The organism is Hyphococcus sp., from assembly GCF_965228385.1.
Classification (GTDB): domain Bacteria; phylum Pseudomonadota; class Alphaproteobacteria; order Caulobacterales; family Parvularculaceae; genus Hyphococcus.
Genome location: NZ_OZ245810.1, coordinates 1,664,950 through 1,689,405, shown reverse-complemented (window position 1 = coordinate 1,689,405; position 24,456 = coordinate 1,664,950). Strand labels below are relative to the sequence as shown.

Here is a 24,456-nt window from a genome sequence, read left to right as displayed (position 1 = left end):
AAACAGTCATGGCGAAAAACGATCTGGCCATCATTGGCGGCGGACTTGCCGGCGGGCTGATCGCGCTTGCCTTGCGCAAACGCCGTCCAGAGGTGGGCTTGCAGATTATAGAGCATGGGCCGGCGCTTGGCGGCAATCATACATGGTCGTTTCACGATACGGATCTGGATGAGCAACAGAGCAGCCTGGTTTCACCATTGGCGACATACCGGTGGAAGGAACAGAACGTTATTTTTCCGGAATTTTCCCGCCGGCTGACCACGGGATACAATTCAATTACGTCTTCCAGGTTTCACGATGTGGTGATGGATAGGCTGGGCGATTGCGTGACATTGAATTGCACAGCGAAAACAGTGACGCCGGGTTCAGTCATTTTTGCGGACGGCCGCGAAGAACGCTTCGGCGCCGTCATTGATTGCCGCGGCGCCGGCGCCGGCGCCGGCGCCGGCCTTACACTCGGTCATCAAAAATTTGTCGGCCAGGTGCTGAAATTATCCCATCCGCATGGGCTCGAATACCCGACGATCATGGACGCCAATGTACCGCAAAAAGACGGCTACCGCTTTGTCTATGTGTTGCCGTTCGATGAAACGACGGTGCTCGTTGAAGATACGCGATATGCCGACGGGCCCGATATGTCGGTTGAAGCCATGCGCAATGAAATCAGCACCTACGCCGCATCAAAAGGCTGGAAAATATCTGACATAGCGGCTGAAGAACAAGGCGTCTTGCCGATCGCCTTGGCCGGCGACATAGACGTCTTCTGGAACACGCAAAACGAGGGCGTAGTGGGCGATGTTCCACGCGCGGGCATGCGCGCCGGTCTTTTTCATCCTTTAACGGGCTACTCCCTGCCGGATGCGGCGGCGCTGGCGTTGCGCATAGCCGAGACTACCGATCTGTCGGCAGGGTCTCTTTATGCGCTGACACGGGGCTATTCTGTCGACATGTGGAGAAAGCGCGGATTTTACAGACTGCTGGCGCGCATGCTGTTCCGGGCGGCGGCGCCCGAAGAGCGCTATCGCGTCCTTGCGCGGTTCTATAAATTGCCGCAGGCGCTGATAGAACGCTTCTACGCCAGCCGCTCGCGCGGTTCGGATCGGCTTCGCATACTTGCAGGCAAGCCCCCGGTGCCTATTTTAGAAGCGCTGAAAGTGCTGCGTGAACATAGCGTGGCGAACCCTCAGGAATTAAAGGCGGCGAAATGAAAAAGGCGGCGGTTATCGGGTCCGGTTTTGGCGGTCTTTCATTGGCGATCCGCCTTCAATCCGCCGGCGTACAGACAACCATTTATGAAAAGCGCGACATGCCCGGCGGGCGCGCTTATGTCTTTCGCAAAGACGGTTTTACATTTGACGCAGGGCCGACTGTTATCACGGATCCCTCGGCGCTCGAAGAATTGTTTGCGCTGTCGGACCGCAGGCTCAGCGATTATGTGGAGATGATCAGCGTCGATCCGTTTTACCGGCTGCACTGGGAAGACGGCTATACATTCGATTATTGCAGCGATGAAGAGCTTCTATACGAACAGATTGAGAAGAAAAACCCTGCTGATCTCGAAGGCTATAAAAAGTTTTACAAGTTTTCTGAAGACGTATTCAAGGAAGGGTATCAAAAGCTCGGCGCCGTTCCGTTTTTAAATTTCTGGTCCATGGTGCGCGTGGCGCCGCAATTAACGCAGCTGCAAAGCTTCAAAAGCGTATACGGACGGGTGGCTGATTTTATCGAAGATCCGCAACTGCGTCAGGCGTTCAGCTTTCACACGCTGCTAGTGGGCGGAGACCCGTTCAAGACATCTTCTATTTATGCGCTTATTCATGCGCTTGAGCGCAAATGGGGTGTCTGGTTTCCGCGCGGCGGAACCGGGGCGCTGGTTTCAGGTCTCGCTAGGCTTTTTACCGACCTCGGCGGGGTCATGCGACTGAACGCACCGGTCGCGGAAATCATTACAGCTCACGGACGGGCCAGCGAAATTGTCCTGGAAAACGGCGTTCGCGAACGGTTTGACGCCGTAGCGTCCAACGCCGATATCGTTCATACCTATGACAAGCTCTTACGGAATGATTCGCGCGGGCGGACGAAAGCGCGATCCCTGAAACAGAAACGATTTTCCAACTCGCTGTTTGTCGCTTATTTCGGTTTGCGGAAAAAACACGACCATCTCGCCCATCACTCAATTCTTTTCGGGCCGCGTTATCGTGAACTGATAGCGGAGATTTTCTCAGGTCCCGATCTGCCGGATGATTTCTCGCTTTATTTGCATATGCCAACCAAAACTGATCCAAATCTGGCGCCGGAAGGGTGCTCGGCGTTTTATGCGCTGGCGCCGGTGCCAAATCTCGAAAAAGCGAATATTGATTGGGCGACAGAGGGGCCGAAATACCGGGACCGGATATTCGACTATCTGGAGGCGCGATATATTCCAAATCTGCGCGACGATCTTGTGACTTCGCATATCTTTACACCCGCCGATTTTGAATCGGCGTTGAACGCGCATGCCGGTTCCGCCTTTTCAATCGAACCCATTCTGACGCAGTCGGCGTATTTCAGGACACATAATCGCGACGACAAAATTCCTAACCTGTATTTTGTCGGCGCGGGCACGCATCCGGGCGCTGGCGTGCCGGGCGTTGTGGGTTCGGCGAAAGCGACGGCAGGGTTGATGCTCGCCGATCTGGCCGATCACGCCGCTGCGGCGCAATAATAATGAATACGGTGCAGACGGACAGAACACTCGCAGTTCATGGCGCGCAAACGATCGCGAAAGGATCGAAAAGCTTTGCGCTCGCCTCGCTGCTTTTCGGACGCGATATGCAGACGGACGTGCATATGCTTTATGCATGGTGCAGGCGCTGCGATGACGTTATCGACGGGCAGGATCTTGGCGGAGATGCGCCGGACGGCGACATGTCTCAAGCGGAGATGGCGCGCCGGCTGGATGGTCTGCGCGACAAAACCGGTATGGCGCTGGCCGGGAAAGTTACCGGGGATCACGCATTTGACGGGTTCTCGCTTGTTGCACGCAAACATGACATACCTGACCGATATCCGATGGATCTGCTCGACGGCTTCGCCAGCGATGTACGAGGGACCCGGTTTGAATCACTCGATGACCTTATGATCTATTGCTATGGCGTCGCCGGGGTCGTCGGCGTCATGATGGCGATTATCATGGGGATTGATAAAGACGACGAAGAAACGCTCGATCGCGCCTGCGATCTGGGGCTGGCGTTTCAACTCACCAATATCTGCCGCGACGTCGTCGCTGACGCCAATGCCGGCCGCGTGTATTTACCGGCTTCATGGTTGCGCGCGCGCAGTATCGGGCCGGAGCCGGAAGCCGTACTTGACGAAAATAACCGCGCGGCGCTTTCGCATGTTGTCGCCGATATCCTTTCAGAAGCAGATCGCTATTACGCCTCCGCCGGCCAGGGCGCCAGGCGGTTACCGTTTCGCGCTGCGGCGGCCGTGCTGGCCGCGCGCAATGTCTATCGTGAAATCGGAAAGCAGGTCATTCATCGCGGCGCCCATGCCTGGGACACGCGCACCGGCGTTTCGCGTTTTCGCAAAATAACGCTCGCGGCCGCCGGCGCCGGCGCCGGCGCCATGCAGGCGATATTCAGGCTGTCATCGCGCCAGCTCGACCCGCGCGGACCGTTATGGCGGCGAAGCGTGATGCCGGTCAGACGGGCGGGCTAGACGGGGCGTGCGCCGGTCTGCGCAATATACGCGTTTCATTTTCGGCGAGCAGAGATTTTAGCCTTTGCGGCGAGGGCGCAAAAATAAAGCCGAAAGAAACGCAGCCATGTTTGCTTTTAACGGCATGATGCAGCCGGTGCGCCTGAACAACACGGGCGAGGTAGCCTTTTTTCGGGCGCAATCCCAGATCAATCCGGCGATGCACAAGAACATCGTGAAGAAAGAAATAGATGAGGCCATAGCTGAGGATTCCCAGACCCGCGGCAAGGAATAAAAGCCACCCCTGCACGCCGACGAAAATACAGATGATGGAAGGGACGGCGAAGAAAACAGCGAACCAGTCATTGCGTTCAAATGCGCCGACCCGCGGTTCGTGATGAGAGCGGTGCAGGGACCATAACCATCCGTGCATCACATATTTATGCGCTATCCAAGCGACGGCTTCCATCAACACTATGAAAGCCAAATATACAAAGAGGAACGACAAGACGGTCATAGCAATTTCAGGCGTTTTTCTTCATCTTGCTGAATTTCATTTCGATCAGACGGGCCAGCATGACAAGCGGCGTTCCGGCGCCGGTATCAACCTTGCCAGCTTCCTGGATCGCGCGATCAAGCCAGAAAGCGCCTGATTTGTTAGCCTTGGCCGCGCCTATCATAGTGACGACAGTTGTGCGGTTTTCATCGGCCCCGGCGTCCTTTCCGGTTTCCGATGCATCGCATTGCGCATCGATAACATCATCAAAGGTCTGGTAGGCCAGCCCGAGCGCGGAACCGAAGCCTTCCATAGCGTCTATTTCAACGGTGCGCGCGCCCGCGATCACCGCGCCAATACCGGCGGCCGCCGCGAAGAGCGCGCCGGTTTTTTCAAGGTGGCTTTGTTCAATTTCGGCGACGTCAGCCGGGTGATTTTCAGTCTCTCGCAGGAGATCGCGCTCCTGTCCGCCAGCGAGACCATTTACCCCGATAGATTGCGACAGTTTTTCCGCCACCGTCACGCGCCGCTGAGGGTCGCAGGTTTGCATGCGGGCGATAACGCCAAAAGCCTCATTCACGAGCGCGATGGAAGCCAGAATGCTGGTGCTCTCGCCGAAAGCGATATGGGTCGCCTCGCCATTTCGCCGCAACCGTGCATCATCCATGCACGGTAGATCGTCAACGATGAGCGAGGCGGCGTGAACCATTTCCACTGCGCAGGCCGCGTTCAGGGCTTCCAGCGGGTCGCCCCCGCATTGACGGCAGGCGAGCATCGTAATGAGCGGCCGCAATCGCTTGCCAGGCGATAATAACCCATGCGCAATGGCGCTACGAAGGCCGCCGGATTGATCTTGCGGGAATATCTCTGTCAGCCGGCGTTCGACACGCTTTTGCAGCGGCGCGAGTTGCTCTTCAAAAGAAGTCTGTGATGGCGCGGAGGCTGATCCGGCGGCGTCGCAAATGACGGTGAATTTGTCCATATACCCTCATGTCCAATGGCTTACAGGGTGCAATTTATTGAGTGATCGGGCAAATGAATTCGAGCGGCGCCTGCAGATGAGATGTAATGCTGCACCGCGTCGATATTCCAGCCGGAACGCCGGCCGGCCGCGTTGCGCCCGGGCTCAAAGGCCGTTAGAACCGGCCCGGTTTAACGCAGTACAACAACAGGACGCGCCCCGTGGCGAACGATGAAAGCGCATTAAGAGAAGTCGATCAGGAACTTGCGGAAGAGCGCCAGTGGTCCGAGTTTCGCAGGCAGGGGCCGCTTGTGATCGGCGCGGCCATTGCCGTGGTGGCCGGGGTCGCCGGCTGGCAGATATGGAACCATGTGCAAAAATCCACCGCTGAGGAAAACGCGATTGAATATTCCAATGCGCTGGAAGTCCTTGCGGAAGACAGCGTAGCGGGCCGCGCATCGCTTGAAACGGTCGCCAAAGACACGAGCGGTTATGGCGCGCTCGCCGCGCTCCAGCGGGCGGGATCTTACGCGGCCGGGGGCGAAAGATTGAAAGCGGTTGAAATTTATCGTGAAATTGCAGGCGGCGGCGCGCCGAACCGTGTTAAGCAACTGGCGCAATTGCGAGCCGGGTATCTATCGCTGGTCGATGGGCGAGACGCGGTGATTGACGTTCTCGGCGATTTGCCGGAAGCCGAGGGACGCTTCGGTTATTACGCCAGGGAAATCATGGCGCTGGCGGCGCTGGACGCCGAGGATTATGAAACGGCGCAATCCAGTTTTCGGCAGCTCTCTTTAGATATGTCCGCGCCGGAAGGCGTGCGCAGCCGGGCTGAGGAGTTTGCAGCGCTTGCTTCAGCGGCTAAGGCCGGCGTCAATATATCTGGCGAAACACGACTGGAAGATTTGCTGGAGGCTGTGGGAGACGCCAGCGCGCCGGTCGAGGACGGGCGCGAAGAACCAGCGCAGCAGGAAGAAAATGAGTTAAACGATGCGGCGATGCTGGGGGAGCAGGACGCAGAGGCTTCGGGGACGAGCGAGAGCAACCAGGATGACCATGACGGTCATGACCACGAAGAGTAATCTATGAACATTGCAAAATTTTCTTGTCGCCGCGCAGCGATGCTGGCTTCAGCGTTATTGTTGTTGTCCGGCTGCGGTTCCAATCCCATCACGAATCTGTTCGACGGCGATGATGAAAATACTGAAGGCGAGGCGCCGGATGAAGAAGATCGGATATCGATTCTGGCGCTGGAACAGCAGCTGCAGGCCGATCCGCGTTATGCCGGCGCGAGCATAGAAATACCGCCGTCCTATGTAAATTCGTCATGGACACAGCCGGGCGGTGAGGCTGATCATACATTGCATCACCTGAGCGCGCCGCTGACGTTTGAGACAATCTGGAAGGTCGATGTGGGCGATGCATCATCGCGCCGCGCGCGGCTCACGTCGCCGCCGATTGTCGTCGATAACAGGCTGTTTGTAATTGACGCCGAAGCGAAGGTTTCTTCTTTCGATGTGGAAACGGGCGAGCTTGTCTGGCGTACTGAACTGGCGCCTGAAATCGACGAGCGGTTCCGTCTCAGAGAAATTTTTCGTGGACCGGAACCGGCGGAAATCGGTTTTGGCGGCGGCGTGGCATTTGATCAGGGCCGGCTTTTTGTGACTTCCGGCTTCGGGTTCGTCGCCGGGCTCGACGCACAGTCGGGTGAAGAAGTATGGCGCACCCAAACCACGGCGCCGGTGCGCACGCCCCCGACCGCGTATCGCGGCAGAGTTTATCTATCCACCAACACCAATGAGTTTCTAGCGCTTGAGCAGGAGACCGGCGAACAGGCCTGGTCATTCCAGTCTTTTGAAGAAAGCGCCCGCTTTCTTTCCTCATCAAGTCCGGCGGCCGCCGGCGATCTAGTTGTAGCGCCGTTTTCATCGGGCGAGCTGGTCGCATTTCTCGCCGATAACGGGCGCAATGTCTGGGATACGACATTGAGCCGCCAGACGCGATTGACCGCGCTTTCGGAACTGAACGATATCGCCGGCAGTCCGGTGATCGACCGCGGTCTTGTTTATGTCGTCAGCCATGGCGGACGGTTTTCAGCCATCGATATCCGGTCAGGAGAGCCGGTATGGGAATCTGAAATCGCCAGTTTGCAGATGCCGTGGGTGGCCGGCGATTTCATCTATCTGGTGTCAATCGATAGCGAATTGATTTGCGTCAACCGCAATGACGGCGCGATTGTCTGGATTTCTCAGCTACGCCGATATGAAAATGAGAAAAAACTGAAAGGCCGCATAGCCTGGGCCGGCCCCGTGCTGGCGGGCGATCATCTCGTTCTCGTTTCGACTGAAGGAGAGATTGCAAAAGTAAATCCGCAGGACGGCGAAGTTGTATCGACCACCGAGTTTGACGACGGCTCTGTCGTCGCGCCGATCGTTGCGGGAGAAAAGCTCTTTATCCTGACTGTAGAGGGCAAGCTTATCGCCATGCGCTAAGGCCCGTGCGCTTGAATAATATGAAATGTCAATCAAGGTTTCCCTCGTCGGTCGGCCCAATGTTGGAAAGTCAACGCTGTTCAACAGGCTTGTGGGCAAGCGTCTCGCGCTTGTGGATGATACGCCCGGCGTCACGCGCGACCGGCGTGAAGGCGAAGCCAAGCTTGGCGATCTGACATTCATTGCAATCGATACGCCGGGTCTGGAAGAGGCGCCCGAGGCGGCACTTGAAGGCCGCATGCGCCGGCAAACGGACAGGGCGGTTGAAGAGGCTGTGGTCTGCCTTTTTATTATCGACGCGCGGTCTGGCGTGACACCGCTGGACCAGACATTCGCATCGATTTTACGCGCTAGCGGCAAGCCGGTGATACTGCTTGCGAACAAGGCCGAAGGCGCCGCTGCTGATGCCGGTTTATATGACGCATACGGATTGGGATTAGGCGAGCCGATCGCCATCTCCGCCGAACACGGCGAAGGTATGGGCGATTTATACAATGCGATTGAGCCTTTTTTGTCAGAAATGTCTGAAGAAGACGGCGAAGAAGACATCGCCTGGGACGATCCTTTAAAACCGCTCCGCGTCGCGATCGTCGGCCGCCCGAACGCCGGAAAGTCAACGCTCGTTAACAAGATTATCGGTGACGACCGGCTCTTGACCGGACCGGAGGCGGGCATCACGCGCGATTCTATTTCGGTGGAGTGGACATGGCGCGGCCGGGACCGCGACTGGCCGGTTAAATTTTTCGACACAGCGGGTATGCGGAAAAAAGCGCGTGTCCAATCAAAGCTGGAGAAGCTGTCGGTCGCAGATTCCCTGCGCGCGATTAAATTTGCTGAAGTTGTTGTACTGCTGCTGGATTCAGAATCGCCTTTTGAAAAACAGGATTTGCAAATTGCCGACCTTGCGCTGCGTGAAGGGCGGGCGCTGGTCATCGCCGTCAATAAATGGGATCTCGTTGAGGACAAGGATACACGGATAAAATCGTTGCGGGAAATGGCGGGCCGTCTGTTACCCCAGGCCCCCGGGGCGCCGATTATCCCGCTGTCAGCCATGACTGGGGCCGGGCTGAACCGGTTAATGCCGGCGGTGACAACGGTTTATGTTGACTGGAATGCGCGCGTTAAAACCTCTGACCTGAATGACTGGCTGCATGAAGCAGTCTCCCGTCACGCGCCGCCCGCCGTTTCCGGCCAGCGCATCAAGATCCGCTATATCGCGCAGACAAAAACGCGTCCGCCGACATTTGTTGCACAGTGCACGCGGGCGGAAGATTTGCCGGCGGCGTACAAGCGGTATCTGATCAATGGAATTCGTCAGGCGTTCGATATCAATGCAGTGCCGATCAGGCTGATCCTGAAAAAGCCGGATAATCCGTATGCGAAAGACAAAAGCCGGCGCTAGGAATTTTGTTCGCGCCATTCGCGGAATGAATATTTACGAAAATAATTGTCCCTTTGTGTGACCGCCTCGTAAAAAAGCGGCGTCAGCGCTGACGGCGACGGCAGCGTGGAAGCGTCCTCGCCGGGCATCGCCTGCGCGCGCATGTCTGTGCGCATGGCGCCGGGATTGATGATGGCGACGCGCAATTTTGTGTTCTTCATTTCTTCTGCATAGGTTTGCGCCAGCATTTCGACAGCCGCTTTTGAGATGGCGTATGGCCCCCAATAAGCGCGTGCAGAATTACCGCCGACGCCGGACGACATCACGACAACGCGTCCGTCCGGCGATTGACGCAGCAACGGGTCCAGCGCGCGGATGAGCCGCCAATTGACGGTTACGTTCAAATCCAGCGTCTGATTCCATATCTTCGGATCGACGTCCGGCAGCGGCGCCAGTTCGCCAAGCATCGCCGCATTCAAGACAAGAATATCGAGTTTTTCAAAACGCGACGCCAGCGCTGTCGCCAACCGTTCAATCCCCGCGCCGTCCACCAGGTCCATGGGAATAAGCGAAGCCGCGCCGCCGGCCGCTTTGATGTCGTCGTCAAGTTCTTCCAGACCGCCGGATGTGCGCGCCAGCGCCAGCACGTGCGCGCCCGCTTTGGCGAGGGCGAAAGCGGCGGCTCTCCCGATGCCGCGTGAAGCGCCCGTTACAAGAGCGGTTTTTCCCGAAAGGTCTGGCGTTGTCATTATCGAAATCCTTCACGTTTGATGCCGGGATAGAGTAGAAGCGATCTGTTCTGCAACCTCTTCGAACGCGGGACTATTAAGCCGCGCCAGATCATGCCGGGCGACGATCCCGGTATTTTTCCACTGGGCGCGGCTGCGGTTATAGAGCGGGTCGTAATGCTGACGCATCAGCGCCAAAGCGAGCGTGCGAAACTGGCCGGCGTCCGCTAACCCGCGCCATTGATCGATTGTTTCACGCGAATGAAACTGCGACAACCGGTCAACCGCTTTGCCGGCGGCGCCATTTTGGCAAACATTGTCTGCATATGTGTTCAAAAGAAAATCGGCGCGCGCCTCCGGCGGGGACGACAGGACGATTCGCGGCGCTTCGATCATGCTTTCCCACACGCGCGTCGGAATTTCACAGCGGCCAATGCGATGCGACTCCGCTTCAATCAGGATTGGCCGGGTCAGGTCAAAGCGCTCCAATTGTGCATAGAGTCCGGTTTCAAAACGCTTCTGCGAGGGTTGCGCGCCAATATTCCCGAATACTGAGCCGCGATGATTTGCGAGCGTTTCCAGATCGATTGTCTGGACGCCTTGGGCGGCGGCGCACTGCAGGACTTTTGTTTTCGCCGTTCCTGTCTGACCGTCCAGCAGGACGATGTTCAAGCGCGGTCCATGGTTTCGCAGTGCGGCGACGACCATGCGCCGCCAGTTTTTGTAGCCGCCGGCAATCACGGCTGTGCGCCATCCCACCTGATCGAATATCGTCGCCATGGCGCTTGAGCGCATGCCGCCCCGCCAGCAATAAATCAGCGGGCGAAAGTTTTTTGGCGCGTCGTTCAGCGCGCCCTCAAGATGCCGGGCAATGTTCTGCGCCACATAAGCGGCGCCGATCCGGCGGGCGTGAAACGGCGAGGTCTGCTTGTACACCGTTCCGACCTCGGCGCGTTCCCGATTGGATAGCACCGGCAGGTTGATTGCGCCCGGAATATGATCCTCAGCAAATTCGCCGGGCGAGCGCACGTCTATAATCCGGTCGAACCGGTCGCGAACGCTGCTTTCCAGATTTTCAAGGATTTCAATCATTTTCCGGTTTGCGTTTTGCGCGTCTTCCTTACCCCGTGTACAAAGTGTCAGGATAGCGGCGCACGCCGCCAAGAGCCACCTGACAGGCAAGTGTATTCCATGTCGCCAACACCTACAGAACCCCGCCTTACCTCGCTTGCGCATGGCGGCGGCTGCGGCTGCAAGATTGCGCCTGATCTCTTGCGGGCGATTTTGCTCAAGACGCCGGGCGCCGGCGCGCATGCGGCGTTCATGGTCGATGCGGCGACCAGCGATGATGCGGCCGTTTATCGCTTGTCCGATGATATGACCCTAGTTGCGACCACCGATTTTTTCATGCCGATTGTGGACGATCCCTACGAATTCGGCCGGATCGCCGCGACCAACGCGCTTTCCGACATCTATGCGATGGGCGCCAGACCGATATTTTCACTGGCGATTGTCGGTATGCCTATCGGCAGGCTATCGGCGCTAACAATCAGCCGAATCCTCGAGGGCGGGCAGACGGTATGCAACGCTGTCAGCGCGCCGGTCGCGGGCGGGCACTCGATCGATTCCGTGGAGCCGATTTACGGGCTTGCGGCTCTGGGCCTCGCCCATCCGGATAAAATTCGCACCAACGCGGGCGCCCGTGGAGGCGATGTCCTTATCCTCGGCAAACCGTTGGGCGTCGGCGTTTTCAGTGCGGCGCTGAAGCAGGAAAAACTCGATCAGGCCGGTTACGAAACCATGATTTCATCGACGACCTTGCTGAACACGCCCGGCGCCGACTTTGCGGAGATTGACGGCGTCCACGCCATGACTGACGTCACAGGGTTCGGACTGCTCGGGCATTTGTCAGAAATGTGCATTGCGAGCGGCGCCGGCGCGCGTCTCCGGGAGGGCGCTGTTCCGGTTTTCGAGGCGGCGCGCAAACTGCTCGCGGACGGCGTTAAGACCGGCGCCAGCGAACGCAACTGGAACGCGGTAAAGGCGGATGTTCAACCGCCCTCAGACTGGCCAGCCCTGTCGCGCGATCTTTTCACGGATCCGCAAACCAGCGGCGGGCTGCTTGTCGCCTGCGCCCCTGATAGCGCACAAGAAGTTCTCTCGACGTTTCACCGGCGCGGCCATGACGCAGCGGCGGTTATTGGCGAGGTTGAGGACGGTCCGGCGCGAATAATGATCGAAGCCTGATAAAAGCCCGTTCAGGACAGCGTGCGCCGAAGCGCTTCTTTCCATCCGGAAAGATTTTTCTCCCTTTCAGCGGGCGACATTGCCGGCTGAAAGCGCGCATCAAGCCGCCATCGCTCCGCTATTTCATTGGTATCCTGAAAATATCCGGCCTGTAAGCCGGCAAGACATGCGGCGCCCAGCGCAGTTGTTTCCAGTATTTTCGGACGCTCCACCGGAAGCCCCAGTATATCCGCGAGAAACTGCATGGTCCAGTCATTCGCCACCATGCCGCCGTCGACGCGAAGCGTTTTTGGCGACGCGCCGTCCGCTGAAAGCGCGCTCATCAGGTCGGCGGTCTGGTAGACGACGCTTTCGAGCGCTGCGCGGGCGAGATGCGCCTTGCCGGCGCCGCGCGTCAAGCCGGTCACAAGGCCGCGCGCGGTGGGCGACCAGTGGGGCGCGCCGAGCCCTGTGAACGCTGGGACAAGATAAACCCCTTCGTTGCTTTCCAGACTTTCCGCCAGCGCCGCCGTTTCGTCGGCGGATTTGATGATTTGTAGCTCGTCGCGCAACCACTGGACGGCGGCGCCGGCGACAAAAATCGAGCCTTCAAGCGCATAGGCTGTCTCTCCATTCAGCCGGTAGGCGATGGTTGAGAGAAGCTTGTTTGCGGATTCAACGACCCTGTCGCCCGTATGAATCAAGACAAAGCAGCCCGTGCCGTAAGTGCTTTTAATCGCGCCGGGTTCAAAACACGCTTGCCCGATTGCCGCCGCCTGCTGATCGCCGGCGACGCCGCAGATCGGGATAGGGCGGCCGAAAATTTCCGCGTCGGTCTCGCCATAATCAGCCGCGCAGTCGAAAACATCAGGCAAGACGGCGCCGGGAACGCGGAATTTTTCCAGCAGCGCCTCATCCCAGCGGTTCTCATGAATGTTATAAAGGCTTGTGCGGCTGGCGTTGGTGGCGTCCGTTGCGTGAACGGCGCCGTTTGTCAGTCTCCAGATTAAAAAGCTGTCTATTGTGCCGAATGCAATTTCGTTTTTGCCGGCGCGCGCGCGGGCGTCCTCCACATGATCCAGTATCCATGCGGCTTTGGTCGCGGAAAAATAAGGATCGAGAAGAAGTCCGGTGCGTGCGGCCACATGCGGTTCTGCGCCGTCATTGCGCAGGGTTTCGCATATATCCGCCGTGCGCCGGTCTTGCCAGACAATCGCATGGTGGATCGGCGCGCCGGATGCGCGTTCCCACAGCACCGTCGTCTCGCGCTGATTGGCGATACCGACTGCGCCGACGGCGCCGCCGGTTTTTTCCGCCTCGGTAAAAGCGTTGCGAGCTGTCGCCAAAGTCGTGCGCCAGATCTCATCCGGATCATGCTCAACCCAGCCGTCGCGCGGATAAATCTGGGCGAACTCTTCCTGAGCGCTGGTCACCGCGCGCCCGGACTGATCATAAACGATGGCGCGGCTGGAAGTTGTGCCCTGATCAATAGCGAGAATGTAGGGCGGTTCATATTCGGTCATACGGCGTCTCTCTCCAGCCCCCTGAGCCGACAATCTAGCGTGATCCGGCGAGATGAATAAACCCCGAAAACAACTGTCTTTTCAGGGCTGCGCTTGTCAGTTTGTATTGCTTTGGAACGCTGCTAGACCAACATTGAAATTATGGGAGAGTGCTATGAAACAGTCATTTGCATGCTTGCCGCTGCTGGCGCTTGCCGCCTGTTCTGCGGGCGAAAATCCTGACGCGGCAGTGCAAGCTGAAACCAGCAGCGGGGCCGGCGAGGGGCTGAAAGTCTACGCGCTCGATTGCGGCCGCGTGGATATGAACGACTTGTCCTTTTTTGCACAAGGGGATGAATATGCGGGCCGCACAAACAACGCCGCAGATATGTGCGTGCTTGTGCGTCATCCTGGCGGCGATCTGATGTGGGATTCAGGACTGCCTATGGCGCTGCATGAGATGGAAGACGGCCTGACCAACGGTCCGTTCCATTTATCCATTCCCGTCACAATTCGTGAACAGTTGGACGCCATCGGTATGAACGTCGGTGATGTCGATTATTTCTCTGTATCGCACTCGCATTTCGACCATATCGGCAATGGCGATATGTTTTCAGGCGCGACGTTTCTTGTGGACAGCGACGAGCGCGCGCACATGTTTCGCGCAGAAGCGCGTGAAGACGCTCAGTCATTCGCCGCCTACGATGAACTCGAAAACGCCGAAACCATTGAGTTTAACGGCGACTACGATGTTTTCGAAGACGGCTCGGTGATGATCCTCGCCATGCCGGGTCATACGCCGGGACATACGGCGTTGCTTGTCAATCTTCCCAATGAGGGGCCGGTGCTGTTTACGGGCGATCTTTATCATCTGGAAGAGTCGCGCGATCGCCGCCTGGTTCCGAAATTCAATACGAATGTAGACGATACGCTGGCGTCAATGACGCGTTTTGAGAACCTTGTTGACAAATATAATGCGCGTGTCGTGATCCAGCATTCTCTGTCAGACTTTGCAGACCTGCCGCAAATTCCGGATCATCTTGACTAGAGAGGTACTGGCGCGCGCCGCATCGGGAAATCAGCATGACGGCATATACAATATTCGGCTGCGGACGCGTCGGGCTTAATATAGCGCACTATCTGGAAGCGTACGGTCATACCGTCGATCTGATCTCGCGCCGTGACCTTGAGGCCGGGCGCGCCGCCTGCATCGAGCGCGTGCAGCGTGCGGATGTTATCGCCGCCGCTATTCCTGATGATCAATTATCCGTCTGGCGCGATGCCTGGCGGTGCGAATTCAGGGAAAGCCAGATCGTCATCCATTTTTCCGGCGCCGTCAGCGTCGCGGGCGCGCACTCTGTTCATCCGCTCTACTCCTTTCCGCAATCAACGCTGCCGATTGCACGGATGAAGGAAATCGCCTTTGCCTGTTCGCCGTCGGCGCCGGCGTTTGAGACGGTTTTTCCCGGCCTCCCCAATAGAAACTTCATAATAAAAGAGAGCGACCGCGCGCGCTATCACGCCCTGGCCGTGCTCGCGGGAAACCTGCCCGCCTTTATCTGGAATAACGCTTTGAAAGAGCTTTCCAGTCTCGCGGACACGCCCGCTGAGGACATCATTGAAAGCTATTTAACCAGCATCATTGAGCGCTTCGCCGAAAACCCTACGGGTTCCATGACCGGCCCTGTCGCAAGGCGCGACCGGACAACAGTGACGCGGAACCTGCAAGGGCTTGAGGGCGCCGGCGATCTGAAGCGCCTCTATGAAGCGTTTCTGGACGCAGCCTGGCCTGATTTTGATGCGTCCGGGGATTAATATTTTCGCCGATACGCTGACGTTTACGGCGGCTAGCGGATGATTTTTTCAATAGAGTTGTCCTCGGCCATGATAGCGACAACAGGTTTATGCTTTCCCGCCTCCTCGCGGGACATTTGTGCGAAGCTTGTGATGATGACCTTGTCGCCTTTCGCAAAATGACGCGCAGCGGCGCCGTTGACGGCGATCTTGCCGGAACCCGATTCGGCGCGGATAATATACGTTATTATTCGCGCGCCGCTTGAAACGTTCCAGATGTGCACTTCCTCGCCCACGAGCAGGTCTGTGGCTTCAAGCAGCGCCTCGTCGATTGCGCATGACCCTTCATAATGAAGATCGCATTCGGTCACGGTGGCGCCATGCAATTTTGCGCGCATCATAGAAAGCAACATGTCTCAGGTCTCCAATGGGTTCGCCGTTTCGCGGCGGGATATGGTGATAAAAAAGCTTTTATGCTAGCAGCGGTGGCTTTCCCGCTGAAAAGAAGGGCGTAGCGGCTAGGGCATGCAGATCTGCAGAACCAAAAGCGAAATCCGCGAAGTTGTGTCGGCGTGGCGCGAAGAGGGGCGCACGATCGGCCTTGTCCCCACAATGGGCGCGCTGCATCAGGGTCATCTGTCGCTTCTGGATATTTCCGGCAAAAACGCGGCGCGAACGGCGGCGAGCATTTTTATCAACCCGCTGCAATTTGCGCCCCACGAAGATTTTGAATCCTATCCGCGCGATCTGGAGGCGGACTATCAAAAGCTTCAGGAGCGCGGATGTGATGTTGTGTTTGCGCCGGAGCGCGCCGCACTGTTCGCGGATGATTTTTCCACCAATATTTCCGTTGGCGGCCTCGGCGAAAATCACTGCGCGATCACCCGTCCGCATTTTTTCGACGGCGTTGCGACCATCGTCGCCAAACTGTTCATGATTGTAAAACCGGATATCGCTGTGTTTGGAGAGAAGGATTTCCAGCAGCTCGCCGTCATTCGCCGGATGGTGCGCGATCTTGATATTGACGTGCGTATTTTCGCCGGGCCGATATTGCGGGAAACGGACGGTCTGGCGATGTCTTCGCGCAACATGTACTTGACGCCGGATGAACGTGCGGCGGCGCCGGCCCTGCAGCAAACGCTGCTCAGCGCTGCGCGCGCCGCGATTGCGCCAGACGCCGGCTGGGAGAAAATTCGCACAAGCGCCGTGCAATCGCTGCGCGATGCCGGGTTCGGCGAAATTGATTACGTCAATCTCGTGGACGCGGCGTCGCTTGAGGAAATCGAACGCGCCGACCGGCCTGCGCGCATTCTCGCCGCAGCATGGATGGGCCGCACGCGCCTTATTGATAATGTCCCGGCGGGGCCCGGCGATCCCGGATAGTGCTGGCGCTTGCATATCAGTCGCCGTTTCCGCCGCCATATGTCTCATCATGGTCTGGAAAAGTCCGTCCACGAACGGCCTTGGCGTAGTCCGAGATGGCGGTGTCGATCGTTTCTCGCAGATTGGCGAAGCGGCGCACGAATTTCGGCGTCCGCTCAAACATGCCGAGCAAGTCTTCCGTAACAAGAATCTGTCCGTCGCAGGCGGGCGAGCCGCCAATGCCTATCGTTGGAATATCGATCCGGCCAGTGAGTTCGCGGGCGATCGGCTCAACAACACCTTCCAGAACGAGCGCAAACGCGCCGGCTTTTGTTACTGCATCCGCGTCGGCGCGCAACGCATCGCATTCTTCTTCGGTCTTTCCGACAATGCGATAGCCGCCGGTTTCTCTGACAGCCTGCGGTCGCAAGCCGATATGCCCCATAACGGGAACGCCGCGTTCCACCAGAAAGCGTATGGTCTCGCGCTGCGTAGCGCCGCCTTCGAGTTTTACAGCGTCGGCGCCGGTTTCTTTCAAGACCCGCGCGGCGTTCGCATAGGCCTGCTGCGGGCTCGCCTCATAACTGCCGAACGGTAGATCAACCACCATCAGGGCTTTACGCACGCCGCGTCTGACCGACTGGGCGTGAAAAATCATGGCGTCCAGGGTAACGGGTATCGTTGAATCATGTCCGTGTAGAACTGTGCCGACGGAATCGCCGACAAGAAGAACATCCACATGAGGATCGAGAATTTCAGCCATGTTCGCCGTATAAGCGGTCAGGCACACGATCGGTTCTGCGCCTTTACGGCTGCGGATATGCGTTGTGGTGGTTTTTCGAGTATGCGTAATGGACGACGCTTGCGACAGGGTGGATTGAGATGACATGGGGCGAACCTCTCCGCATCACGAAACCCGGCGGCTGCGCCTTTTTCCGGCGCAGTTCAGGCTTCAACAAAGTGCGCAGTACAGCCCTCTAGCGGTCATTTTTCTCGTCCGCCAAGGCGCACCCCGTTTCGCGTAATGCCTCGCTTTATCGGCTGGCCATTTTACTCGGCCGGAATTAGCGCTCACGGGTCGCGAGGGCCGGTATGTAGACGAAAAACCGGGTGATTTCAATGACGCTCGCGGTGATAGGATAGCCCTAGCGCCTTATGGCCTTGCGCCGTCTGTAATACCGCCACGCCGCGCCGGGCGCGCCCAGCATGGGGTGACGGCGCTCCCACTCGGTAATTTCCACATCGACGCCGCTATGGCGATGGATTTTCCAGGCGATATAATCAATCCCGCCGTTAAAGGTTTTCGCCCCTTTCAGCAGCCGAAGCACGGAAAGCGCCGCGCCTGCGAGCGCGCGCAACCGCCAGGCGAATTTTGTCCGCCAACGCGGCGGCTGGCGGGATAAAGAACTTTTGAGGTTTTCTTCTTGCGGGCTGAGACCGGCGGCGGCGAGCGCCGGCGGCGTCACCTGAACCGCCCAGTCGCCGTAATTGTCGATAAGCCGGGCGGCGCGGGTCGTATCCTCAGCGCGTAATTCCGCCTTGTAGGAAGCGCCGAGCCCGGCAAGCCACAATTCTCGCGCCGTAAAAGGCGCGCTCGCCAATCCGGCGCTGGCGCGGCAAAAGCTTGTTATGGCCTGCGCCAGCGCCGTTTCCAGCCGCGCTTGCATGCGCCCGGCCGGATCGTAAATGCGTATCGGCTGCGCAAACCGCGCCCAGAAATACGAATGAAAGGTTTGTTTACTGACGAGCCGTTCAAAATGCCGTAGCGAAAGCACAGCGTATTTCGCTCTCAATGTTCCGTATGGCGACGGCGTTTCAAGATAAAATACATTCGGCGGCAGCAACCGGTTGGCCATCTGCAATGCGCGCGACGTATACAAACTCTTGTAGCTTTCGCCGATCAGGTAAAAATCGAACACGATGTCGGCGGGGTTCTCAAGCGACGATACGCTTGCGCCGGAACCATAAAAAAGCGCTGCGGCGCCGGGATATTTCTCCAGCAACGCATCGAGCAGGATTTTTGCAGGTTCGGCGAGCGCCGGCGCAGAGACGTCGCGCACATGCGAGCGCAACTGCTCCAGCGGCGAATATTCGCGCCGTCCGGTCTCGGTCCCGTCATGCATTAAACCAGGAATGCGGCTTTTTCGGAGACCTTCAAGATCAGGTCTTCTTCCGGATTGGTATGGAAAATTTCCCCGTCGAAGACAATTGGCCCGTCGAAGCGAAGCCGCAGCACATCGCTGTTCCAGCTATGGTATCCAGAATCTTTCAGCCATTTCGGATGCCGGTTGGTGAGGATATTCAGCGCCGCCCAGAGAAGGTTTTTGCGCGGATAGTCAATCGCCGTCACATTCATCGGCGCCTGGCCGTCTCCCCAGAACGGGAAAATGCCCGCCGAAAGGCTGTTCAGGGTCGTCATCAGAATAATCGACAGGTCGCGATCGATATAGTCGCCGTCTTCGCCGCGAAGTCTTGCGGGCAGGGGCGTTCCCTCTTCCGATTTATCGAACGCGGTTTTTAAAATGAAGGCGGCGGTGCTCAGCGCAACGGCCATGGACCGTCGCGCGCCGATTTTTTGCACTTTCTGCCGGCTGAACTGGACGGCCGTATGGAAAAGCCCGGCGCCCAGAAAGAAACCGTAAATGGCTTCCTGCCGTTCGGAGAGCTGCATGCCGATCAAGGGTCTCTCGACGCGCTTGATTTCGCCGCGACCGCGCCGCCAGAGGAAATTATCAAGCGACGTCGCGGGCGGTCCATGCAGGCCGCAATCATTGGCGATGACATTGGTCATGCCGCAGGGCAGGGCCACATAGTTTGGCTGATCGTGAAAGCGGCGTTTGTTGATGGCGCTGGTGATCGTAGCCTGCATCGTGCCGTCGCCGCCAGCGAGGATCAGCGTATTGGAGTCGCCTTTTTCAATGTCGTCGAGCGCCGGGTCGAGGTCGCTGATATGCTCGAGCACATAGGGGCGAATGTCGTCATGGCGCTTGGTGACATATAACAGATCATCCGCAAGCAGAGGGCTGCGTGTGCTCTTGGAATTGATAATCATCGACGCGGTCGACATCGCAACGGACTCTATATTACGCTCTGGCGACGGTCATACGCCAAAACTGCTTAATGCTTTCTGCCGGTCCGGAAACCGCGCACAAATCGGCGTGCGCTGCACCCAGCCTCTCGAACACGAGAAACACCGGCGCCGGAAGCCGCGCCGATGCAACATGTCACAAAACGGCCATATTTATCCCCCGAAACCGGGCGATTAGCAATCGGCAAATTGGGGCCGGAAGCCGGAATGTAAAGGCCGGCGGGCCTTACCGCCGCTATTCGTGAAGCCCGGGCAGGTCAAGGCCGTGTTCTCGGGCGCATTCTCTGGCGATTTCATATCCGGCGTCCGCATGGCGCATGACCCCGGTGGCGGGGTCGTTCCACAAAACCCGCTCCAGCCGCCGTGCGGCATCGTCTGTGCCGTCGGCGCAGATCACCATGCCCGCATGCTGGGAAAAGCCCATGCCGACCCCGCCGCCATGATGCAGCGAGACCCAGGTGGCGCCGGAAGCGGTATTGAGGAGCGCGTTCAACAAGGGCCAGTCGGAAACCGCATCGGAGCCGTCTTTCATGGCTTCGGTCTCCCGGTTGGGTGATGCGACAGAACCGGAATCCAGATGATCGCGGCCGATGACGACTGGCGCTGAAAGCTCGCCTGATTTCACCATCTCGTTGAAAGCGAGCCCCAGCCGGTGGCGCTGGCCGAGACCGACCCAGCAGATGCGCGCCGGCAAGCCCTGAAACGCGATGCGCTCGCGCGCCATGTCGAGCCAGTTATGCAGATGCGGATCGTCGGGGATCAGCTCCTTCACTTTCGCATCGGTCTTGTAGATGTCTTCCGGGTCGCCGGAAAGTGCCGCCCAGCGGAACGGCCCGACGCCCCGGCAGAAAAGCGGTCGCACATAAGCCGGCACAAATCCCGGAAAGTCGAACGCGTTTTCGAGACCTTCTTCCTTCGCCACCTGACGGATGTTGTTGCCGTAATCGAGGGTGGGCACGCCGGCGTTCCAAAAGTCGAGCATTGCCTGCACGTGCACCTTGATGGACTTGCGCGCGGCGGCCTCTACGTCTTTCGGCGCGCTCTCGCGTTTTTCTTTCCATTCCGCCACGCTCCAGCCCTGCGGCAGGTAGCCGTTAACAACGTCATGGGCCGATGTCTGGTCGGTGACGATGTCGGGTTTCCATTGCGGGTTTTCTTTGGCGCGCTTGACGAGTTCGGGAAAAACATCCGCAGCGTTGCCGAGAAGGCCGACGGATTTCGCTTCGCCGGCTTTTGTCCAGCGCGCGATCATCTCAAGCGCCTCGTCGAGGGACGTTGCTTTTTCGTCCACATATTTGGTGCGTAGGCGAAAATCGATGGAATCTTCGTTGCATTCAACGGCGAGACATGACGCCCCGGCGAGAACGGCGGCGAGCGGCTGCGCCCCGCCCATGCCGCCGAGCCCGGCGGTCAATATCCATTTGCCGGAAAGGTCGCCGCCAAAATGCTGGCGGCCCGCCTCCTTGAAGGTTTCATACGTACCCTGAACGATGCCCTGCGACCCGATATAAATCCACGAGCCGGCCGTCATCTGGCCGTACATCATCAGGCCCTTCTTATCAAGTTCATTGAAATGATCCCAGGTCGCCCAGTGGGGCACGAGATTGGAATTGGCGATCAATACGCGCGGCGCGTCCTTGTGGGTTTTGAAAACGCCGACAGGTTTACCAGATTGCACGCACAGGGTTTCGTCTTCTTCCAAATCTTTCAGCGTCGCAACGATCTTGTCGAAATCGCTCCAGGTGCGCGCAGCCCTGCCGATCCCGCCATAGACCACAAGCTCATGCGGGTTTTCGGCGACGTCCGGGTCGAGATTGTTCATCAGCATGCGCATGGGCGCTTCGGTGGCCCAGTGTTTTGCGGTGATCTGATCCCCGCGAGGGCTGCGCACGTCTCGTTTGTTATGGCGTGGATTGGTCATGGTCTCTCCTTGTCATTGCCGGCTTTATGCCGGCAATCCAGTCTGGATCACCGGGACAAGCCCGGTGATGACAGCTTCTCTATTGTCGAGCTAATAACATTACCCCCCGCAACCATCTCACCCGCCTTTCTCAAATCATCCGCCATGAAACGATCCGCTTCGAGCGCCGGGATATGTTCGCGCAGTTTCGCAATCACGTCCTGCAACGCCGGGCTTGTCTTTAACGGTTTGCGAAACTCAACGCCCTGTGCGGCGGTGAGCAATTCGATGCCGATGATGCGCATGAGGTTTTCGTTCATGGGCCCGAGCCGGCGCGCGCCATGGCACGCCATGGAAACATGGTCTTCCTGATTGCAGGAGGTCGGCGTTGAATCCGTTGAACAGGGGTTGGCGCGCTGCTTGTTCTCGCTCATCAGCGCGGCGGACGTGACTTCGGCGATCATGAAACCTGAATTGAGGCCCGGTTCGGGCGTCAAAAACGCCGGCAGGCCGTGGGACAATGTCGGGTCGACCATCAGCGCAATGCGGCGCTGGGCAATCGAGCCGATTTCGGCGATGGCGAGCGCGATCTGGTCGGCGGCGAAACCGACAGGCTCCGCATGGAAATTGCCGCCGGAAACAATGGAGCCGTCCTCGAACACCAGCGGGTTGTCGGTGGCGGCGTTGGCCTCGATTTCCAGCGTCTTCGCCGCTTGCCTGAGCAAGTCGATACACGCGCCCATCACCTGCGGCTGGCAGCGGATGCAATAGGGGTCCTGCACGCGCTCGTCGCCTTCGCGGTGGCTTTCGCGAATTTCCGAGCCGTCCATCACCGCGCGTAAAAAAGCGGCGGCGTCGATCTGGCCCTGATGGCCGCGTGACGAATGAATCTCATCGCGGAACGGCGCCGCCGATCCCATGGCCGCATCCGTGGACATGGCGCCGGTGACGAGCGCTGACTGGGCTGCGCGCCACGCATCGAACAATCCGGTGAGCGCCAGCGCGGTTGAAACCTGCGTGCCGTTGATCAGGCCGAGCCCTTCTTTTGCGCCTAACGCTAACGGTTTCATGTTCGCCGCGGCGAGCGCGTTTTTCGCGGGCATACGGTCACCGCGATACCAGGCTTCGCCTGCGCCCATCATGGCCGCCGCCATATGCGCCAGCGGCGCCAGGTCGCCGGATGCGCCGACGGAACCCTGACAGGGGATCACCGGCGTGACGTCGCGTTCCAGCATGTGTTCGAGCTGACGGATGACGTTCATGGAAACGCCCGAAACGCCGCGTCCCAGAGAGATCAGTTTCAACGCCATGATGAGGCGCGTCGTTGGAATATCGAACGGCTCGCCAACGCCTGCGCAATGAGAAAGGATCAGATTGCGCTGCAGCGTTTCGACATCTTCCGGCGCGATGCGCCTGTTGGCGAGTTTCCCGAAGCCGGTGTTGACGCCGTAAACGGGTTCGTCGCCTGTCGCGGCCTTTGATAAAATCGCCGCCGAGCGCTCGATAGCGGCATGACAGGCGGGGTCGAGCGCCGCGGGTTCGCCGCCCCGGTAAACGGCTTCCAGTGTTTCGAGGCTCACCGATCCGGGGGTCAGGCTAATGCTCATAAGTGTCCATTAAAGATACGCATTTTCAGCGGGTTATGGCCGATAGTATAGCTTAGTTCAGAAGGGTGTCTGGCGCGCCAGACGCAAAGGTCGGCGCGCTTTCCGGTCTCGATGGTTCCCGCGTTGGCGTCAACCCCCAGGGCCTTTGCGCCATTGCGGGTGACGCCGGCCAGCGCCTCTTCCGGCGTCATGCGAAACAAGGTGCAGCCCATATTCATGGCCAATAAAAGGGAAGTCAGCGGCGACGTGCCGGGATTGCAATCCGTGGCGAGCGCCATGGGAACGCCCGCTTCCCGCAAGGCCTCCATGGGCGGCATTCTGGTCTCGCGCAAATAATAGAATGCGCCGGGCAACAGCACCGCGACAGTCCCCGCATCTGCGAGCGCGGCGGCGTCCTCCGGTTTCAGATATTCCAGATGATCGGCGGATAAAGCGCCGTAGCGCGCCGCCATGACCGCGCCGCCAAGGTCGGAAAGCTGTTCGGCGTGAAGTTTTACGGAAAGCCCGAGCGATACCGCTTTTTCAAAAACACGCTCTATCTGCGCGCGCGAAAAACCGATTCCCTCGCAAAAACCGTCAACTGCGTCAGCTAGTTCTTGCTGCGCGGCTTCGGTTAAAATTTCGTCGCAAACGAGGGCGATATAATCATCCGGACGGTCTTTGAATTCCGGCGGTACGGCGTGCGCCGCCAGAAGCGTGGTCTTGACGCGTACATTTCTTTCGTCTGCAAGACGGCGCGCCGCGCGCAGCATTTTCAACTCGGTTTGCGTATCCAGTCCGTAACCGGATTTAATCTCGATCGTCGTCACGCCTTCCGCGAGCAGCGCGTCGAGACGGGGAAGGGCGGCTTCGACGAGCGCGTCTTCGCTCGCCGCACGTGTTGCGTTCACGGTGGAGAGAATACCCCCGCCCTCGCGCGCGATCTCTTCGTAGGATTTACCCACAAGTCGCGCCTCAAACTCGCGCGCCCGGTCGCCGGCGTAGACCAGATGCGTATGGCAATCGATCAGGCCCGGCGTCACCAGCGCGCCGTCAAGGTCAATGACGTTGCGCGCCAGCGCATCAGGCTGGCCGGGCAGATCTCTGGCGGGGCCGGCGAAGACGATGTTTTCATCGGCGATTCCAACGGCGCCCTCGCTGATAAGCCCGTATGGCGCGCCGCCCTTCAGCGTCGCCAAACACGCATTCATTAAAAGTGTGTCCCACATGCCTGACCTATACGCAGGAGCGCCGATTTTGTG

At 58.5% G+C, this 24,456-nt stretch carries 22 protein-coding genes; 10 read left to right on the top strand and 12 right to left on the bottom strand.

Annotated features, from left to right (window positions below):
- Positions 1 to 8: 8 nt before the first annotated feature.
- From crtY to ACQK2Q_RS07870, 3 genes are read left to right on the top strand one after another with little or no spacing between them, the layout of a single operon-like run.
- Positions 9 to 1,208: a lycopene beta-cyclase CrtY gene (crtY, locus tag ACQK2Q_RS07880; protein WP_425409198.1), complete on the top strand. Its 1,200-nt coding sequence runs from the start codon at positions 9 to 11 to the stop codon at positions 1,206 to 1,208.
- The gene (locus ACQK2Q_RS07875; protein WP_425409197.1) at positions 1,205 to 2,704 is read left to right on the top strand and encodes a phytoene desaturase; all 1,500 of its coding nucleotides are present in this window, start codon (positions 1,205 to 1,207) and stop codon (positions 2,702 to 2,704) included. The genes crtY and ACQK2Q_RS07875 overlap by 4 nt, the downstream gene beginning before the upstream one ends.
- Positions 2,705 to 2,706: 2 nt before the next feature.
- Positions 2,707 to 3,699: a phytoene/squalene synthase family protein gene (locus ACQK2Q_RS07870; RefSeq protein ID WP_425409196.1), complete on the top strand. Its 993-nt coding sequence runs from the start codon at positions 2,707 to 2,709 to the stop codon at positions 3,697 to 3,699.
- Here ACQK2Q_RS07870 and ACQK2Q_RS07865 read toward each other — a convergent pair.
- Positions 3,683 to 4,195: a sterol desaturase family protein gene (locus ACQK2Q_RS07865; RefSeq protein ID WP_425409195.1), complete on the bottom strand. Its 513-nt coding sequence runs from the start codon at positions 4,193 to 4,195 to the stop codon at positions 3,683 to 3,685. The genes ACQK2Q_RS07870 and ACQK2Q_RS07865 overlap by 17 nt on opposite strands.
- Positions 4,196 to 4,202: 7 nt before the next feature.
- Positions 4,203 to 5,156 (bottom strand): polyprenyl synthetase family protein, encoded by a 954-nt coding sequence (locus ACQK2Q_RS07860; protein WP_425409194.1) that lies wholly within the window; start codon positions 5,154 to 5,156, stop codon positions 4,203 to 4,205.
- 200 nt (positions 5,157 to 5,356) lie between these two features.
- Between ACQK2Q_RS07860 and ACQK2Q_RS07855 the strand changes: the two genes are divergently transcribed.
- From ACQK2Q_RS07855 to der, 3 genes are read left to right on the top strand one after another with little or no spacing between them, the layout of a single operon-like run.
- Positions 5,357 to 6,217: a tetratricopeptide repeat protein gene (locus tag ACQK2Q_RS07855; protein WP_425409193.1), complete on the top strand. Its 861-nt coding sequence runs from the start codon at positions 5,357 to 5,359 to the stop codon at positions 6,215 to 6,217.
- A 3-nt stretch (positions 6,218 to 6,220) separates the two neighbouring features.
- Complete coding sequence (locus ACQK2Q_RS07850; RefSeq protein WP_425409192.1) at positions 6,221 to 7,627, top strand: PQQ-binding-like beta-propeller repeat protein; 1,407 nt, start codon at positions 6,221 to 6,223, stop codon at positions 7,625 to 7,627.
- A gap of 25 nt (positions 7,628 to 7,652) precedes the next feature.
- Complete coding sequence (der, locus tag ACQK2Q_RS07845; RefSeq protein ID WP_425409191.1) at positions 7,653 to 9,029, top strand: ribosome biogenesis GTPase Der; 1,377 nt, start codon at positions 7,653 to 7,655, stop codon at positions 9,027 to 9,029.
- On the opposite strand, the gene ACQK2Q_RS07840 is transcribed toward der, so the two are convergent.
- Positions 9,026 to 9,757, bottom strand: coding sequence for an SDR family NAD(P)-dependent oxidoreductase (locus ACQK2Q_RS07840; protein WP_425409190.1), 732 nt, complete (start codon positions 9,755 to 9,757; stop codon positions 9,026 to 9,028). The two genes, der and ACQK2Q_RS07840, sit on opposite strands and share 4 nt — an antisense overlap.
- Before the next feature lie 12 nt (positions 9,758 to 9,769).
- On the bottom strand, positions 9,770 to 10,828 hold the full coding sequence (mnmH, locus tag ACQK2Q_RS07835) for a tRNA 2-selenouridine(34) synthase MnmH (RefSeq protein WP_425409189.1): 1,059 nt from the start codon (positions 10,826 to 10,828) through the stop codon (positions 9,770 to 9,772).
- Positions 10,829 to 10,927: 99 nt separating this feature from the next.
- Between mnmH and selD the strand changes: the two genes are divergently transcribed.
- A complete protein-coding gene (selD, locus tag ACQK2Q_RS07830; RefSeq protein ID WP_425409188.1) occupies positions 10,928 to 11,983 on the top strand; it encodes a selenide, water dikinase SelD in 1,056 nt (351 codons plus the stop codon).
- 11 nt (positions 11,984 to 11,994) lie between these two features.
- Here selD and glpK read toward each other — a convergent pair whose 3' ends face one another.
- On the bottom strand, positions 11,995 to 13,485 hold the full coding sequence (gene glpK / locus ACQK2Q_RS07825) for a glycerol kinase GlpK (protein WP_425409187.1): 1,491 nt from the start codon (positions 13,483 to 13,485) through the stop codon (positions 11,995 to 11,997).
- 154 nt (positions 13,486 to 13,639) lie between these two features.
- Between glpK and ACQK2Q_RS07820 the strand changes: the two genes are divergently transcribed.
- Entirely contained in the window at positions 13,640 to 14,512 is an 873-nt protein-coding gene (locus tag ACQK2Q_RS07820; RefSeq protein ID WP_425409186.1) for an N-acyl homoserine lactonase family protein, read from the top strand.
- Positions 14,513 to 14,547: 35 nt separating this feature from the next.
- Positions 14,548 to 15,279 carry a DUF2520 domain-containing protein gene (locus ACQK2Q_RS07815; RefSeq protein ID WP_425409185.1) on the top strand — a complete coding sequence of 244 codons (732 nt, stop codon included), beginning with the start codon at positions 14,548 to 14,550 and terminating at the stop codon, positions 15,277 to 15,279.
- A 32-nt stretch (positions 15,280 to 15,311) separates the two neighbouring features.
- Here the strand turns inward: ACQK2Q_RS07815 and panD are convergent, their stop codons facing one another.
- Entirely contained in the window at positions 15,312 to 15,671 is a 360-nt protein-coding gene (gene panD, locus ACQK2Q_RS07810; RefSeq protein ID WP_425409184.1) for an aspartate 1-decarboxylase, read from the bottom strand.
- 112 nt (positions 15,672 to 15,783) lie between these two features.
- Between panD and panC the strand changes: the two genes are divergently transcribed.
- Positions 15,784 to 16,641: a pantoate--beta-alanine ligase gene (panC, locus tag ACQK2Q_RS07805; RefSeq protein ID WP_425409183.1), complete on the top strand. Its 858-nt coding sequence runs from the start codon at positions 15,784 to 15,786 to the stop codon at positions 16,639 to 16,641.
- A gap of 16 nt (positions 16,642 to 16,657) precedes the next feature.
- Here panC and panB read toward each other — a convergent pair whose 3' ends face one another.
- From panB to hutI, 6 genes are all read right to left on the bottom strand, one after another.
- Complete coding sequence (gene panB / locus ACQK2Q_RS07800; RefSeq protein ID WP_425409182.1) at positions 16,658 to 17,509, bottom strand: 3-methyl-2-oxobutanoate hydroxymethyltransferase; 852 nt, start codon at positions 17,507 to 17,509, stop codon at positions 16,658 to 16,660.
- A 256-nt stretch (positions 17,510 to 17,765) separates the two neighbouring features.
- Complete coding sequence (locus ACQK2Q_RS07795; RefSeq protein WP_425409181.1) at positions 17,766 to 18,743, bottom strand: hypothetical protein; 978 nt, start codon at positions 18,741 to 18,743, stop codon at positions 17,766 to 17,768.
- Positions 18,743 to 19,687 carry a diacylglycerol kinase family protein gene (locus tag ACQK2Q_RS07790; protein WP_425409180.1) on the bottom strand — a complete coding sequence of 315 codons (945 nt, stop codon included), beginning with the start codon at positions 19,685 to 19,687 and terminating at the stop codon, positions 18,743 to 18,745. The genes ACQK2Q_RS07795 and ACQK2Q_RS07790 overlap by 1 nt, the downstream gene beginning before the upstream one ends.
- A 256-nt stretch (positions 19,688 to 19,943) precedes the next feature.
- The gene (hutU, locus tag ACQK2Q_RS07785; RefSeq protein WP_425409179.1) at positions 19,944 to 21,629 is read right to left on the bottom strand and encodes a urocanate hydratase; all 1,686 of its coding nucleotides are present in this window, start codon (positions 21,627 to 21,629) and stop codon (positions 19,944 to 19,946) included.
- Positions 21,630 to 21,676: 47 nt separating this feature from the next.
- Entirely contained in the window at positions 21,677 to 23,215 is a 1,539-nt protein-coding gene (hutH, locus tag ACQK2Q_RS07780; protein WP_425409178.1) for a histidine ammonia-lyase, read from the bottom strand.
- Positions 23,212 to 24,423 (bottom strand): imidazolonepropionase, encoded by a 1,212-nt coding sequence (gene hutI / locus ACQK2Q_RS07775; RefSeq protein WP_425409177.1) that lies wholly within the window; start codon positions 24,421 to 24,423, stop codon positions 23,212 to 23,214. Before hutI ends, hutH begins: the two co-directional genes overlap by 4 nt.
- Positions 24,424 to 24,456 lie beyond the last annotated feature (33 nt).

Excerpts from the sequence above, each read along its gene's own strand:
- selD (WP_425409188.1), top strand. The coding sequence starts at position 10,928 with ATGTCGCCAACACCTACAGAACCCCGCCTTACCTCGCTTGCGCATGGC.
- ACQK2Q_RS07875 (WP_425409197.1), top strand. The coding sequence starts at position 1,205 with ATGAAAAAGGCGGCGGTTATCGGGTCCGGTTTTGGCGGTCTTTCATTG.
- ACQK2Q_RS07865 (WP_425409195.1), bottom strand. The coding sequence starts at position 4,195 with ATGACCGTCTTGTCGTTCCTCTTTGTATATTTGGCTTTCATAGTGTTG.
- panC (WP_425409183.1), top strand. The coding sequence starts at position 15,784 with ATGCAGATCTGCAGAACCAAAAGCGAAATCCGCGAAGTTGTGTCGGCG.
- ACQK2Q_RS07790 (WP_425409180.1), bottom strand. The coding sequence starts at position 19,687 with ATGTCGACCGCGTCGATGATTATCAATTCCAAGAGCACACGCAGCCCT.
- hutU (WP_425409179.1), bottom strand. The coding sequence starts at position 21,629 with ATGACCAATCCACGCCATAACAAACGAGACGTGCGCAGCCCTCGCGGG.
- ACQK2Q_RS07870 (WP_425409196.1), top strand. The coding sequence starts at position 2,707 with ATGAATACGGTGCAGACGGACAGAACACTCGCAGTTCATGGCGCGCAA.
- panB (WP_425409182.1), bottom strand. The coding sequence starts at position 17,509 with ATGTCATCTCAATCCACCCTGTCGCAAGCGTCGTCCATTACGCATACT.
- crtY (WP_425409198.1), top strand. The coding sequence starts at position 9 with ATGGCGAAAAACGATCTGGCCATCATTGGCGGCGGACTTGCCGGCGGG.
- ACQK2Q_RS07850 (WP_425409192.1), top strand. The coding sequence starts at position 6,221 with ATGAACATTGCAAAATTTTCTTGTCGCCGCGCAGCGATGCTGGCTTCA.
- hutI (WP_425409177.1), bottom strand. The coding sequence starts at position 24,423 with ATGTGGGACACACTTTTAATGAATGCGTGTTTGGCGACGCTGAAGGGC.
- panD (WP_425409184.1), bottom strand. The coding sequence starts at position 15,671 with ATGTTGCTTTCTATGATGCGCGCAAAATTGCATGGCGCCACCGTGACC.
- ACQK2Q_RS07815 (WP_425409185.1), top strand. The coding sequence starts at position 14,548 with ATGACGGCATATACAATATTCGGCTGCGGACGCGTCGGGCTTAATATA.
- der (WP_425409191.1), top strand. The coding sequence starts at position 7,653 with ATGTCAATCAAGGTTTCCCTCGTCGGTCGGCCCAATGTTGGAAAGTCA.
- hutH (WP_425409178.1), bottom strand. The coding sequence starts at position 23,215 with ATGAGCATTAGCCTGACCCCCGGATCGGTGAGCCTCGAAACACTGGAA.
- ACQK2Q_RS07820 (WP_425409186.1), top strand. The coding sequence starts at position 13,640 with ATGAAACAGTCATTTGCATGCTTGCCGCTGCTGGCGCTTGCCGCCTGT.
- ACQK2Q_RS07795 (WP_425409181.1), bottom strand. The coding sequence starts at position 18,743 with ATGCATGACGGGACCGAGACCGGACGGCGCGAATATTCGCCGCTGGAG.
- glpK (WP_425409187.1), bottom strand. The coding sequence starts at position 13,485 with ATGACCGAATATGAACCGCCCTACATTCTCGCTATTGATCAGGGCACA.
- ACQK2Q_RS07840 (WP_425409190.1), bottom strand. The coding sequence starts at position 9,757 with ATGACAACGCCAGACCTTTCGGGAAAAACCGCTCTTGTAACGGGCGCT.
- ACQK2Q_RS07860 (WP_425409194.1), bottom strand. The coding sequence starts at position 5,156 with ATGGACAAATTCACCGTCATTTGCGACGCCGCCGGATCAGCCTCCGCG.
- mnmH (WP_425409189.1), bottom strand. The coding sequence starts at position 10,828 with ATGATTGAAATCCTTGAAAATCTGGAAAGCAGCGTTCGCGACCGGTTC.